This is a genomic window from Aquibium microcysteis, assembly GCF_014495845.1.
Taxonomy (GTDB): domain Bacteria; phylum Pseudomonadota; class Alphaproteobacteria; order Rhizobiales; family Rhizobiaceae; genus Aquibium; species Aquibium microcysteis.
The window spans coordinates 4,446,782-4,460,340 of the sequence record NZ_CP061080.1 but is presented as its reverse complement, the minus strand read 5'-3'; the positions used below and the strand labels follow the sequence as shown (position 1 = coordinate 4,460,340).

Below are 13,559 nucleotides of genomic sequence, written 5' to 3'. Positions count from 1 at the left end.
GTCATGCCGGCCAGCCGCTCAGCGGCTGACGTTCATCTCGGCCTCGGAGGTCCTTTCGGCCTCGCTCTTGTAGGCACCCTCGCAGTAGGGCGTGCAGGACAGCGTCTGCACCTCGGAGCGGCGATAGATGCGCACCGACCTGGCGTCCTGCCTGCTCACGAAGATCTGTTCGTCCACGATCGGCGCGCCGGTCTCGTCCATCACGACGAGGTTGGTCACGCCGAAGCCCTTGCCGGTGAGGATGATGGTGGTCGCGTCCTGAACCGAGGCATCCGCGATGTCGGGATTGCCGACGACGATCGTGTCGGCGGGGCGTGCCAGCTTCACGATCTTGGCCTCGTTCATCAGGATCGGAATGCCGCCCTCGGCCCGGGCCGGTGCCCCGGCAAGAACCGCAACCGCCATGCAGGCGGCCGCTGCACCGGGCAAAGGCAAGAATGTCCGCGCCATGGAAGGGCTCCGACGAGTGGATGTTTAGCGATCATGAAGCGAACTGGTGAATGCGAGGTTAAGGGGGCTCTCCAGCCGGGCCGCCGCAGCGGCTCGTCCGACGCGACAGACGGCCGCTAAAGAATAAATCCACGGCGTCCCGCCACTGCATCCCGTTCGCCGCACGTTAACCATGCAGCACCATCGGCGACATTAGGAAACCGGTAATTCTGTTTCTTAAGCCGATCGAAATGCCTCCCTTCTAGTGTTGGGACATCCGATCAACACGGCAAGAACGTTGACGGTTCGCTGTAAACACGTGGAGTAGGAGCTCTCGAATGTCCAAGCTTTTTGCACGCTTCCTGAAGAACGAATCCGGCGCGACCGCCATCGAGTACGGCCTCATCGCCGCCCTCATCGCCGTCGCCATCATGACCGGTGCCACCGCTCTCGGCACCAGCCTCGACTCGAAGTTCAGCTCGATCGCCACGACGGTCAGCGGCGCCGGCGGCGGCGCGGGTGCTGGCGCTGGCGCTGGCGATGGCGCCGGCGACTGATCGCAAGCCCGCCTAGCGCGGTTCTGTGAAGAAGGGCCGCTCCCGGAAGGAGCGGCCCTTTTTCGTGACCTGCCCCGGACCACCGCGACGGGCGGACGACATGGGGGCCGGGGGGAAAACAATGGTGCTCGAGAGGGGAGTTGGAACATGATCGAGGCAGCCATTTTCGTGGTCTTTCCGTTCTGCCTCGCCTTCGCGGCAGTTTCCGATCTTCTGTCGATGACGATCGCCAACCGGGTTTCGATCATCCTCGTCGCTACCTTCGCGATCCTCGCCCCCCTGACGGGGATGGACTGGCAGACCTACGGCCTCCATTTCGCTGCAATGGCGGTGGTCCTGGCCTTCTCCTTCTCGCTCTTCGCCATCGGCGCCATGGGCGGCGGCGACGCCAAGCTGCTGGCGGCCACGGCCCTGTGGATGGGCTTCGGGATGCCGCTGGCGATCTACATCCTCGCCTCGGCCGCCTTCGGCGGGACGCTCACCCTCGCCATCCTGACGTTTCGCAACTCGCCCCTCAGCGTCTATGCCGGCAAGCACATCCTGCTGCGCAACATCGCCGACTCCTCCGTCGGCATTCCCTATGGCATCGCGCTCGCCATGGGAGGTTTCGTGGCCTTCCCCGAATCGCCGCTCGCGGCATGGGCGGTCGCCCGGATGATCGCCGGCTAGCCTCAGGCCGCCGCGACGGTTTCCAGAGGCGCGTTTCAACCCTAAATTAAGCACGACCGTAAGCTATTCATTAACCGTAATTTGACGATTGGCGCCGCATTGTCGGGCCCGGTGAGCACATTCGCCGGGCAGAGGTGCGGGTCGATGAACACATCACGCTTGATCGTACTGGGCGTCGCGGCTGTCGCCGCAGGCGGCGCCGGGTACATCGCCAAGAACATGGCCACCACGCCGCCGGCCGAGATCGTCGCGGCAGCACCCGTCAAGCCCTCGATCCCCCTGACCGAAGTCCTGATCCTGTCGGAGGACGTACCGGCCGGCCAGCCGCTCGAAACGCAGATGAAGTGGCAGTCGTGGCCGGAGGCGGCGGTGACGGAGGGATATATCCTCCGCAACGACGAGGCCGACGCGATGGAGCTCCTGAAGGGATCGGTCCCGCGCGTCTCCATGTACAAGGGCGAGCCCGTCCGCAGGTCCAAGCTGATCGGCCACGGGAAGAGCTTCATGTCGTCGATTCTGCCGTCCGGCAAGCGGGCCGTCGCGACGCAGATCTCGGCGGACACCTCGGCGGGCGGCTTCATCCTGCCCAACGACTATGTCGACGTGATCATGACGCGGCGCTCGGAGAACGGATCGTCGCAGGGTTTCGTGACCGAGACGATCCTGAAGAACATCCGCGTGCTCGCCATCGACCAGATGATCCAGGAAAACGAGGAGGGCAAGCGCGTGAAGGTGGGCGAGACCGCCACCCTCGAGCTGACGCCGCAGCAGTCCGAGATCATCACCGTGGCGCAGCAGATGGCAGATCGTCTCACGCTCGCGCTCCGGTCGATCACCGATTCACAGGAACCGCCGGCGGAGGATGCCGACTACCTCGTGTCCGGAAACGGCCGGCGCGGCACGGTGCGTCTCATCCGCTCGGGAGAAGTCACCGAAGTTGGAGCGCGCAAATGACGTCGCCTGAAGGGAACACGCACCGTGTCGGCGCCAGGGGCCGCGCCCTGCCTCGCCTCGCAGCATGCGCCCTGGCGGCGACCGTGTCGGCAGGCGTCCTCCTTGCCGCCGCCGCAACCGTCCCGGCGGAAGCCCGCGACGCGAGCGTCCGCTCCACGGCCGGTGCTCAGCGGGTGAAGCTCGGCCTCAACAAGTCGCTGGTCATCGACCTGCCGCAGGACGCCTACGACATCCTCGTCGCCAACCCGTCGGTCGCCGATGCGGTGACCCGCACCGCGCGTCGGATCTATCTCTTCGGCAAACAGGTCGGCGAGACCAACATCTTCGTCTTCGGCGCCAATGGCGAGCAGATCGCCAATCTGGATCTCGCCATCGAACGCGACGTGGCAGGCCTGGAGGAGTATCTCGAACGTTTCGTCCCCAACTCCGACATCAAGGTCGAGCTTCTCAACGACAACGTCGTTCTGTCGGGAACCGTCGAGACGCCGCTCGACGCCGCCCGCGCGGTGCAGCTGGCCAGGGCCTTCGTCACCGGCGGCGAGGCGACCACGGGACAGTACTCGCAGACCGCTGCCGCGCCCACCGATGGCGGCGGCGTCGACATCAACAACCCCGATTCCGAGCGCCAGACCAGCGCCATCATCAACCTGCTGAAGATCATCGGCGAGGATCAGGTGACGCTCAAGGTCACCGTGGCCGAGGTCAGCCGCATCGTGATGAAGCAGCTCGGCGTCAACATGATCACGTCGGGCACCTCCAACGGGATCTCGTGGAACACGCTCACGGACGGGATCTCCGGGCTCGGCAAGCAGATGTCGGGCGCCCAGCTCGGCGTCGGAGCCGCACTCGGCTCCACGACCCTCAGGTCCTACCTCAACGCCATGGAACAGGCCGGTGTCATGAAGACGCTCGCCGAACCGACGCTGACGGCGATTTCCGGCGAGAAGGCTACGTTCAAGGTCGGTGGCGAATTCAACCTCGTCACCGGCCAGTCCACCGACAAGAGCACCGGTGCGATCACCTACGAGACGGAGAAGATCGAATACGGCATCGGGCTCGAATTCCAGCCGACCGTCCTTTCGCCCGGCCGCATCAGCCTGAAGATCCGAACGTCCGTCTCGGAGCCGACGACCGAAGGATCCGTCGCGCTGAGTTCGGGCGGAACGACCAACGGCACCAACATGCTCTCGATCCGCAAGCGTCTGGCCGATACCACCGTCGAGCTGCCCTCCGGGGGCTCGATGATGATCGCCGGCCTCGTGCGTGACGACATCCGCCAGGCGTCCTCGGGCATTCCCGGCCTGGCGAAGCTTCCGGTGCTGGGCACGCTGTTCCGCAGCCGCGATTTCGTGCGCAACGAGTCCGAACTCGTGATCATCGTCACGCCCTACCTCGCGCGGCCGGTGGCCCGCCAGCAGCTGGCGCGTCCGGACGACAATTTCAACGCGCCCAGCGACGGTGCGGGAATCTTCCTCGGCCGCGTCAACCGCGTCTACGGCACCATGCAAACCGACAAGCCGAACGGCCGTTATCACGGCGTCGTCGGCTTCATCTACAAGTGATTCCGGGGGACGGAACCCATGCGCAGCGCCCTGTACCGTGACAATGCCGGTTCTGCTCGGTGCGGCACCGCCGTCCGCGCGTTCCTCCTCGCTGCCGCGGCAGCAGCCGTGTTGACCGGCTGCGCCCGGCGCGACTCCATCACGGTCGGCTCCGTGCCGGACGACTACCGAACCAATCACCCCATCGTCATCGCGGAGCAGGAAGAGAAAATCGACCTGCCGGTGGGGGTCGGCGACAACGCCATGTCGCGGATCCAGCGCACCGCGCTCAACGGATACCTGGCGGACTACGACGAGAGAGCGGGCGCGCCGATCACGATCCTCTATCCGTCGGGCAGCGCGAACGCCGTTGCCGCCGGACTGGTTGCAACGGACATTTCCCACTATCTGCACGGCCGCGGCATCCCCGCAGGACGCGTCGTCTCCATGCCCTACGAGGCCGGTGCGCCGGAAGCGAGCCCGCCGATCCGCGTATCCTACAGGCGGATGAAGGCCAGCACAGGTCCGTGCGGACGCTGGCCCGCCGACATCGCGAATACCGTCGACAACAAGCACTACGCCAATTTCGGCTGTGCCTACCAGAACAACCTCGCAGCCCAGATGGCCAATCCGGCCGATCTGCTCGGCCCTCGTGCGCCCGGCGACATCGACGCCGAGAACAGGGGCGACGCGCTCGACGACTACAAGGCCCGCAACGTCTCCGGGAGCTTCCGGCAGACCTCCGAAGTCAACTACTGATCCGACGAGACGGGACCGCACGAGATGAGCAATCTAGCCTACAACTCGGAGCCGATCGGCGGCAGCGGAGCCACCGCCGAGGAAATCGCGCAGCTGAACGCTCTGCGCCCGATTCCCCGGATCTCGATCCATGCCTTCTGCGAGACGGAAAGCGTCGCCAAGCCGATCGAGCGCGCCGCGGAAGACCGTCGCATGTCGAAGGCGCACGTTCGCGTCGCCATGGGCGGGCTCGACGGCGCGCTCGCCTACTATGCGACGTCGCCGACGCCGAACCTGATCATCCTGGAATCGCGAGCGGAGCCGAAGGAACTCCTGCAGTCGCTCGAGCGGCTGGCCGAGGTCTGCGACCCCTCGACGAAGGTGGTGATCGTTGGACACTACAACGACGTCTGGCTGTATCGCGAGCTTCTGCGGTTCGGCATCTCGGAATACGTCGTCGCACCTGTCTCGCTCGCCGACATCATCGGCAACATCTCGCAGATCTTCGTCAATCCGGAATCCGAGCCGCTCGGCAGGACGATCGCCTTCGTCGGCGCCAAGGGCGGCGTCGGTTCCTCGACGATCGCCCACAATGTCGCCTGGACGATGTCGAGCACCTTCAGTTCCGAGGTGGTGGTGGCCGACCTCGATCTGCCTTTCGGCACCGCCAACATGAATTTCGACCAGGATCCGGCACAGGGCATCGCCGAGGCCGTGTTCTCGCCCGAGCGGATCGACGAGGTCTATCTCGACCGACTGCTGGCGCAGTGCGCCGAACACCTGTCGCTCCTGGCGGCGCCGTCGACCCTCGACCGCGTCTACGACTTCGATCCGGATGCCTTCGCGCAGATCATCGACACGGCGCAGCGCAGCGCGCCGCTGCTCGTGCTCGACGTCCCCCACGTCTGGAACGGCTGGACCCGCAACACGCTGGTCGAGGCCGACGAGGTGATCATCACGGCCACGCCCGAGCTCGCCAACCTGCGCAACACCAAGAATCTGGTCGACACGCTGCGCAAGCTTCGCCCGAACGACAAGCTGCCGCATCTGATCATCAACCAGGCCGGCGTGCCGAAGCGCCCGGAAATCTCGCCCAACGACTTCACCGAACCGCTCGGCCTTACGCCGCTCGCGATCATCCCGTTCGAGCCGCAGTTCTTCGGGAACGCCGCCAACAACGGGCGCATGCTGGCGGAGATGGACGCGCAGCATGCGGTGGTGAAGTCGATCTCGGAGATCGCGCACGTCATCACCGGCCGCACGGCGATCAAGCAGCGGGCCAAGCCCGGCCTGACCGGTATCCTGGAAAAGCTCAGGGCGAAGAAGAAATAGTTCGAACTGGAAGCGGGTACCCGGGTCATGTTTGGAAAAAGAGGAAGCGACGGCGGCAACAGGACGATGCCCGAGTTCCGCGGCGGCGCGACGCCGTCGGTCTCCGAGCGCGCGGGCCAGAGCGCATCCCTGTCGTCGGGGGGCCGGCAGGGCGAACCCGCCCGGCGGACCGTCGACGCTCCGCCGATGGCACCGGAACCGAAGAAGGCGCCCGCCCCCCGCGAGCGCGGCGAGAACTACTACGATACCAAGAGCCAGGTCTTTTCCGCGCTCATCGACACGATCGACCTGTCGCAGCTCGCCAAGCTCGAGCCGGACAATGCGCGCGAGGAAATCCGCGACATCGTCAACGACATCATCGCCATCAAGAACTTCGCGATGTCGATCTCGGAGCAGGAGGAACTGCTCGAGGACATCTGCAACGACGTGCTCGGCTACGGCCCCCTGGAACCCCTGCTCGCGCGAGACGACATCGCCGACATCATGGTCAACGGGTCGAAGAACGTCTACATCGAGGTTGCAGGCAAGGTCGAACAGACGGGCATCCGCTTCCGCGACAACCAGCAGCTTCTCAACATCTGCCAGCGCATCGTCAGCCAGGTCGGCCGGCGCGTCGACGAGTCGAGCCCGATCTGCGATGCCCGCCTGCCGGACGGCTCGCGCGTCAACGTGATCGCCCCGCCGCTCGCCATCGACGGTGCGGCGCTCACCATCCGCAAGTTCAAGAAGGACAAGCTGACGCTCGATCAGCTCGTCAAGTTCGGTGCCATATCGCCGCAGGGCGCCGAGGTGCTCAAGATCATCGGCCGGGTCCGCTGCAACGTCGTCATCTCGGGCGGCACCGGCTCGGGAAAGACGACGCTGCTCAACTGCCTGACGAACTACATCGACCGCGACGAACGCATCATCACCTGCGAGGACTCCGCCGAGCTGCAGCTGCAGCAGCCGCATGTGGTCCGTCTGGAGACGCGTCCGCCCAACCTCGAGGGCGAGGGGCAGATCACCATGACCGATCTCGTCAAGAACTGCCTGCGCATGCGTCCGGAGCGGATCATCGTCGGCGAGGTTCGCGGGCCCGAGGTGTTCGACCTGCTCCAGGCCATGAACACCGGCCACGACGGCTCGATGGGCACGATCCACTCGAACTCGCCGCGCGAGTGCCTGAACCGCATCGAATCGATGATCGCCATGGGCGGCTTCACGCTGCCCCAGAAGACGGTGCGCGAGATCATCGTAGGATCCGTCGACGTCATCATCCAGGCCGCGCGCCTGCGCGACGGGTCGCGCCGCATCACCCACGTGACCGAGGTGCTCGGCATGGAAGGGGACGTCATCATCACCCAGGACCTCATCCTCTACAACATCATGGGCGAGGACGCGCAGGGGAAGCTCGTCGGCAAGCACGTTTCGACGGGCGTCGGCCGGCCGCGCTTCTGGGATAGGGCCCGCTACTACAACGAGGAGGCGCGCCTCGCCAACGCACTCGAATCGATGGAAAGACAGGCCTGAGATGATGGCGGCGGGAGCGTAACGTCATGTTCGGCCTCGACGTCTCCGTCTTCGCCATGATCCTTCTCGCCGGCCTGTCGGCGGGCGCGGTGGCCTACGTGTTCATGTTCGACACGATCGCCAACGAGACCAAAGCGAGCAAGCGGCTCGAGACCATCAAGAAGGCCGAGACCGACCGGGCGGTCGTCAAGGCTTCTCGCGACAAGCTGGCGGAAGCCGCCAAGCGGCGCAAGTCCGTGCAGGATTCGCTCAAGGACCTCGACGAGAAGCAGAAGGCGAAGGACCGCAACACGCGGAAGCCGCCGCTGAAGCTGCAGATCAAGCAGGCGGGCCTGACGATCACGCTCGAACGCTTCTACCTGTTCTCGGCCCTCGCGGGCCTCGCCTTCGCCGTGCTGGCCCTGCTTGGCGGCGCTCCGCTCTGGGCCGTGCCGGCCGCAGCCCTCGCCGGCGGCGTCGGCCTTCCCCGCTGGATCATCGTCTTCATCAAGGCCCGCCGCACCAAGGCCTTCCTCGAGGAACTGCCCAACGCGCTCGACATCATCGTGCGCGCAGTGAAGTCGGGCCTCCCCATCAATGACGGCATCCGGCTGATCGCGAGCGAGTCGCGCGAGCCCGTACGCAGCGAATTTCGCCGCATGGTCGAGGCACAGCAGGTCGGCATGTCGACCCCCGAGGCGGCACTCAGGATGGCCGAGACGATGCCGTGCCCGGAGGCCGCGTTCTTCGGCATCGTCATCCAGATCCAGTCACAGGCCGGCGGCAACCTGTCGGAGGCGCTGGGCAACTTGTCGCGGGTGCTGCGCGACCGCAAGCGGATGAAGGCCAAGGTGCAGGCCCTGTCCATGGAAGCGAAGGCCTCGGCCGCCATCATCGGCGCGCTGCCCTTCATCGTCGCCTTCCTCGTCTATCTGTCGAGCCCCAACTACATCATGCCGCTCTTCATCACGAGCACCGGCCATCTCGTCCTCGGCGTCTCGCTGATCTGGATGGCGATCGGCATCTTCGTGATGAAGAAGATGATGAACTTCGATGTCTGATCGACGGGAGGGCTGAGCATGTCCGAGCAAGTCGCCAAGGCGATCTTCGATCCCACCTTCCTGATCGCTCTCCTGGTGGCAGTCGCCGTCTTCGCGACAGTCTTCACCGTCATGCCGGCCTTCGGCGGCGACGAACTGAAGGCGCGCATGAAGTCGGTGGCGCTGGAGCGCGACGAACTGCGTGCAAAGCAGCGGGCAAGGCTGGCTGCGGATGCGGAACGGCGGCGCAAGGGACTTCGCGAGGAACAGGCGCACGGCATGCGCAACATCGTCGAGCGCCTGGATCTGAAGCGGGCGCTGGCCGACGAAACGACGCTGGCGAAACTGAAGATGGCAGGGTTCCGCGGCCAGAACCCGCTCACCAGATTCCTGTTCTTCCGCCTGGTGTTGCCGTTCGCCGGCCTGTTCCTCGGCGTCATCTACGTCTTCGTGCTCGACTCGCTTCCCGAACAGCCGCTGTTCGTCAAGTGCTTCGTGGTCGTGGTCTTCGCCTATGCGGGCTTCTACGCACCGGTCGTCTACGTCAACAACCAGGCGACCAAGCGCAAGCAGAGCATTCAGAAGGCCTGGCCGGATGCGCTCGATCTGATGCTCATCTGCGTGGAATCGGGCATGGCGATCGAGGCCGCCTTTCGCCGCGTGGCGGAGGAGATCGGCGCGCAGTCGGTCGAACTGGCCGAGGAACTGGTCCTGACCAATGCGGAGCTGTCCTTCCTGCAGGAACGCCGCATGGCCTATGAGAACCTCGCCAGCCGCACCGGGCTCGAAACCGTGAAGAGCGTCAGCCAGGCGCTGATCCAGGCGGAGCGCTACGGCACGCCGCTGGCCCATGCCCTGCGCGTGCTGGCGCAGGAGAGCCGCGAGATGCGCATGAACGAGGCGGAGAAGAAGGCCGCAGCGCTGCCGCCGAAGCTCACCGTCCCGATGATCCTGTTCTTCCTACCGGTGCTCTTCGCGGTCATTCTCGGTCCCGCGATCATGCAGTTCAGCGAGCGCGGGGTGTTCGGCGACAAGAAGGAGTCGACTTCGTCCGAAGAATAGGACTGCGCTGCTGCGCCGACGATGCGCGGCGAGGAGCGAGACGGGACGGATCGGCTTCCCCGGGCTCACCACACGTCCGCCGAACCGGGGATTCCGACGGAGAGGTCGCGCGCGGGCTTGGGCCTGCAGATCGTGCGGGCCGAACGATGACGCGCCGGCGCGTCAGTTCGTGTCCTTGCTCTCATCCCGCTTGAGATCGTTCCAGGCATTCTGCTGGGCCAGCATGGACCGCAGGTAGGCGACGTTGGCTTCGGCCTGTTCGGGGGAGAGTTCCTGGCGCGCGAGCTTCTCGGCCTCCTCGAAGCGGCCCTGCAGGCCGACCACGAGCGCCAGGTTCTGGCGGACGCGACTGTCGGCGCCGGGCAGGCTCGCGGCCGAGCGCATGTACGTCTCGGCACTGCGCAGGTCGCCTTCGAGCACGTAGGACATGCCGAGGTTCGACAGGATGGAAGGCTCGTTCGGCTTCATGTCGAGGGCGCGGCGATAGAGTGCCCGCGCGTCGCCGGACTTGCCCAGCTGGTCGAGGATCGCGGCTTCGGCAGAGACCAGTTTCCAGTCGGGGTATTCGGGCGTCTGGGCGCGCCGGACCGCGTCGAGAGCGGGTTCGAGCTGCCCGGCCGCCGCCAGCGCCTTGCCGTAGGCGGCAAGAACCTGACGATCCGCGGGATGTTCGATCGCCAGTTTGCGCATCACCGCCAGCGACTGGTCGGTCCGCCCGCCCATCTGCAGCACTTCCGCATAGCGGAGCCCGATGGCTTTGTCGGTGGGCGTCCGGGCATAGCTCTTGCCCAGCTGGTCGGCCGCCCGCGACAGTTCGACGGCCGACATCTCCGAGACCGCCTTGCCGGGGGAACGATCGACGGATCCGGTCGTCATGCGCGAGTTCGCGCACCCCCCCAACGCCAGGGCGAGGACCAATCCCAGCGCCGCCGTGCGCCAAAGCCCAGCGGTTGCCTTCCGGTCGCGTTTGGTCATCATGCCGCCTTCTCCGTCGTCCGCGCCGCAGGCGGCGCCCTGTCGGGGAAAGAAATATTCCGTTAACCCTAACGGTTGGTTAAGCGCGGCCGCCGGCCGCGCGCAGCAGGAGACAGCCCGATGCCTGTGCAACTCGTCGATGCTCCGAGCGCGACGTCGAAGCCGATCCACCCGGTCGTGAAGGGCCGGCTGGACGAAGCCGGACTGCCGGCGGCCGCGCTGACCTGGGCGAAAGCGAACGACTTCGCAGGGCAGCCCGGCCGTGTTCTCGTCCTGCCCGGGGCCGATGGTTCCGTCGCCGGGGCTCTCCTCGGGCTGCCGGACGGGGACGTCGGATTTGCCCGTCTGGTCGCGGGCGCCCTCGCCCGCGACCTTCCGGAAGGCGACTGGCATTTCGCCGGGCCGCTCGCCCATCCCACGCAGGCGGCCGTCGGCCTGCTGCTCGGCGGCTATCGCTTCACGCGCTATTCCGGAAAGCCCGGCAATGCTCTGAGGGTCGTCGTGCCGGAGGGTGCCGACGGCATTCGGGCGCACCGCATCGCGCAGGCCGTCTACATGACCCGGGATCTCGTCAACACCCCCACCAGCGACTTCGGCCCCGCCGCTTTGGAGGAGGCCGCCAAGTCGCTGGCGCAAAGGCACCATGCATCGATCACCAGCATCGTCGGCGACGATCTGCTGGCGCGGAACTTCCCGATGATCCATGCCGTGGGGCGCGCCTCTCCGGATGCCCCGCGCCTGATCGACATGACGTGGGGGCCGGCGGATGCGCCGAAGGTGACCCTCGTGGGCAAGGGCGTCTGTTTCGACACCGGAGGTCTCGACATCAAGCCCTCCAGCAGCATGCTCCTGATGAAGAAGGACATGGGCGGTGCCGCGAACGTGCTCGGCCTGGCCGACATGATCATGGGCGCAGGACTGAAGGTGCGGCTGCGCGTTCTGATTCCGGCGGTCGAGAATGCCATTGCCGGAAACGCCTTCCGGCCCGGCGACGTCCTGAGGAGCCGCAAAGGCCCGACCGTCGAGATCGGCAATACCGACGCCGAAGGACGGCTGGTGCTGGCCGATGCTCTCGCGCTCGCCGACGAGGAGGCGCCGGAGCTGATGATCGACATGGCGACGCTGACGGGGGCCGCGCGCGTGGCCGTCGGTCCCGACATCGCGCCCTTCTATACTGCCGACGATTCGCTGGCCGCCGAGATTGCCGCGGCAGCGATCGAGGCGGGAGATCCAGTATGGCGGATGCCGCTCTGGGCGCCCTACGACGAGAAGCTCGCTTCCAAAGTTGCCGACTTGAACAACGTCACCAGCGACGGCTTCGCCGGTTCGATCACCGCCGCGCTGTTCCTGCAGCGTTTCGTCGAAAAGGCGAAGGCCTGGAGCCACTTCGATATCTTCGCGTGGAACCCTGCGGCGCGTGCGCATGGTCCGGCAGGGGGCGAGGCTCAGGCGATCCGGGCGCTGGAGCATCTGCTGACGGCACGCTACGGAAGCTGAGCGGACCCACTGGAACTTTCCCTCTCCGGAATGATACGGTTCCGGAACGGAGAAGGGCACGATGGCGGTTCATCTCAGAGCAGGCGAGGCCTTGCGCCTTTGGCAGGACGTGGCCGTGACGGAAACGCGCGCGGGGCGACCGGACCTGTCGCTGCGCCAGGCGGCGATCCTGCTGACGATCTATCTCGACCCGCCGCCGCATACGATCCGCGGGCTTGCGGCGCGGCTGAACGTCTCCAAGCCGGTGATCACCCGGGCGCTCGACATGATGGGCGCGCTCAAGCTGGTGTCGCGCCACCGCGACGAACGCGACAGGCGCAACGTGCTGGTGAAGCGCACCGTCGAAGGCGCCCTCTTCGTGGAACGTTTCGGTGACGTCATCATCGCCAGCGCCAGGGAGCCATCCGCGCCATGACCTTGCCCGACAAGCGGCTGCATGCCTACCGAAGCGACCTCGCCGACCTGCGCCTGCAGGGTCGTGTCGAGGCAGGGCGCTTCGTGGCCGGTCGGCCGATGCGGGTGGTCGGCCCGGTCCTCGACATGCTGGCCGGGCCGTCTCGAAGCGCCGGCCTCAACACGCAGCTGCTGCGCGGTGCGCCGGTAGCCGTCTACGACGAGCAGGAAGGGCTGGCTTGGGTACAGGCCGGAGAGGACGGATATGTCGGCTATGTCGAAGCCGGCGGACTGGGCCCGGCGGATGCCGGCGTCGCAACGCACGTGGTCGCCGTGCCGCGCACCTTTCTCTACGCCGGACCGGACATGAAGAAGCCTCGCACCGAGGCGTTGTCCATGGGATCGCAGATCGAGGTCGTCGGCGAGACCGAGACGCGCGGGACGCTCTATGCGCTCCTGCCGACGGGCGAAGCGGCCGTGGCCGCGCATCTGCGGCCGCTCGCCGAATCCGCAGGCGACTGGGTCGCGGTCGCCGAGACGCTCGAACACACCCCTTACCTGTGGGGCGGCGCCTCGGCCTTCGGCATCGACTGTTCGGGGCTGGTCCAGCTCGCGATGCGGATGTCGGGCCTGAAGGCGCCGCGCGACTCGGACATGCAGGCGGCCGGCATCGGCTCGGCACTCGGCGCGGACGCGGATCGCGCCTCCCTGAAGCGCGGCGATCTCGTGTTCTGGAAGGGCCACGTCGCCATCGTCACCGGACCCGATGCGATCATCCACGCCAACGGGCACACCATGACGGTGGCGCGGGAGAGCCTGAGCGGGGCGATCGCCCGGATCGGCTACCTCTACGGCCAACCCACCGGATTCCGCCGGCCGTAGCG

At 66.3% G+C, this 13,559-nt stretch carries 14 protein-coding genes; 12 read left to right on the top strand and 2 right to left on the bottom strand.

The annotated features are described in order from the left end of the window. Positions 1–18: 18 nt before the first annotated feature. Positions 19–405 carry a pilus assembly protein N-terminal domain-containing protein gene (locus tag IAI54_RS20900; protein ID WP_235679428.1) on the bottom strand — a complete coding sequence of 129 codons (387 nt, stop codon included), beginning with the start codon at positions 403–405 and terminating at the stop codon, positions 19–21. A gap of 362 nt (positions 406–767) precedes the next feature. On the opposite strand from IAI54_RS20900, the gene IAI54_RS20895 reads away from it, so the two are divergent. The 9 genes from IAI54_RS20895 (at position 768) to IAI54_RS20855 (ending at position 9,810) form a co-directional block, all read left to right on the top strand. Beyond that, positions 768–986, top strand: a complete 219-nt coding sequence (locus IAI54_RS20895; RefSeq protein WP_187969022.1) for a Flp family type IVb pilin — start codon at positions 768–770, stop codon at positions 984–986. A 147-nt stretch (positions 987–1,133) separates the two neighbouring features. Next, positions 1,134–1,655, top strand: a complete 522-nt coding sequence (locus IAI54_RS20890) for an A24 family peptidase (RefSeq protein ID WP_187969021.1) — start codon at positions 1,134–1,136, stop codon at positions 1,653–1,655. Positions 1,656–1,799: 144 nt separating this feature from the next. Next, positions 1,800–2,609: a Flp pilus assembly protein CpaB gene (cpaB, locus tag IAI54_RS20885; protein ID WP_187969020.1), complete on the top strand. Its 810-nt coding sequence runs from the start codon at positions 1,800–1,802 to the stop codon at positions 2,607–2,609. Beyond that, positions 2,606–4,171, top strand: a complete 1,566-nt coding sequence (locus tag IAI54_RS20880) for a type II and III secretion system protein family protein (RefSeq protein WP_187969019.1) — start codon at positions 2,606–2,608, stop codon at positions 4,169–4,171. Before cpaB ends, IAI54_RS20880 begins: the two co-directional genes overlap by 4 nt. A gap of 18 nt (positions 4,172–4,189) precedes the next feature. Then, the gene (locus tag IAI54_RS20875) at positions 4,190–4,909 is read left to right on the top strand and encodes a CpaD family pilus assembly protein (protein ID WP_187969018.1); all 720 of its coding nucleotides are present in this window, start codon (positions 4,190–4,192) and stop codon (positions 4,907–4,909) included. 24 nt (positions 4,910–4,933) lie between these two features. Then, a complete protein-coding gene (locus IAI54_RS20870; RefSeq protein WP_187969017.1) occupies positions 4,934–6,220 on the top strand; it encodes a CpaE/TadZ family protein in 1,287 nt (428 codons plus the stop codon). Between the two features lie 66 nt (positions 6,221–6,286). Beyond that, entirely contained in the window at positions 6,287–7,729 is a 1,443-nt protein-coding gene (locus tag IAI54_RS20865; RefSeq protein WP_420838235.1) for a TadA family conjugal transfer-associated ATPase, read from the top strand. A 26-nt stretch (positions 7,730–7,755) separates the two neighbouring features. Next, a complete protein-coding gene (locus IAI54_RS20860) occupies positions 7,756–8,769 on the top strand; it encodes a type II secretion system F family protein (protein WP_187969015.1) in 1,014 nt (337 codons plus the stop codon). 18 nt (positions 8,770–8,787) lie between these two features. Next, on the top strand, positions 8,788–9,810 hold the full coding sequence (locus IAI54_RS20855) for a type II secretion system F family protein (protein WP_187969014.1): 1,023 nt from the start codon (positions 8,788–8,790) through the stop codon (positions 9,808–9,810). 162 nt (positions 9,811–9,972) lie between these two features. Here IAI54_RS20855 and IAI54_RS20850 read toward each other — a convergent pair whose 3' ends face one another. Further along, entirely contained in the window at positions 9,973–10,788 is an 816-nt protein-coding gene (locus IAI54_RS20850) for a tetratricopeptide repeat protein (RefSeq protein ID WP_187969013.1), read from the bottom strand. Between the two features lie 117 nt (positions 10,789–10,905). On the opposite strand from IAI54_RS20850, the gene IAI54_RS20845 reads away from it, so the two are divergent. From IAI54_RS20845 to IAI54_RS20835, 3 genes are all read left to right on the top strand, one after another. Then, positions 10,906–12,282: a leucyl aminopeptidase family protein gene (locus IAI54_RS20845; protein ID WP_187969012.1), complete on the top strand. Its 1,377-nt coding sequence runs from the start codon at positions 10,906–10,908 to the stop codon at positions 12,280–12,282. Between the two features lie 61 nt (positions 12,283–12,343). Next, a complete protein-coding gene (locus IAI54_RS20840; RefSeq protein WP_187969011.1) occupies positions 12,344–12,697 on the top strand; it encodes a MarR family transcriptional regulator in 354 nt (117 codons plus the stop codon). Continuing rightward, entirely contained in the window at positions 12,694–13,557 is an 864-nt protein-coding gene (locus IAI54_RS20835; protein WP_187969010.1) for a C40 family peptidase, read from the top strand. Before IAI54_RS20840 ends, IAI54_RS20835 begins: the two co-directional genes overlap by 4 nt. Positions 13,558–13,559: the final 2 nt, after the last annotated feature.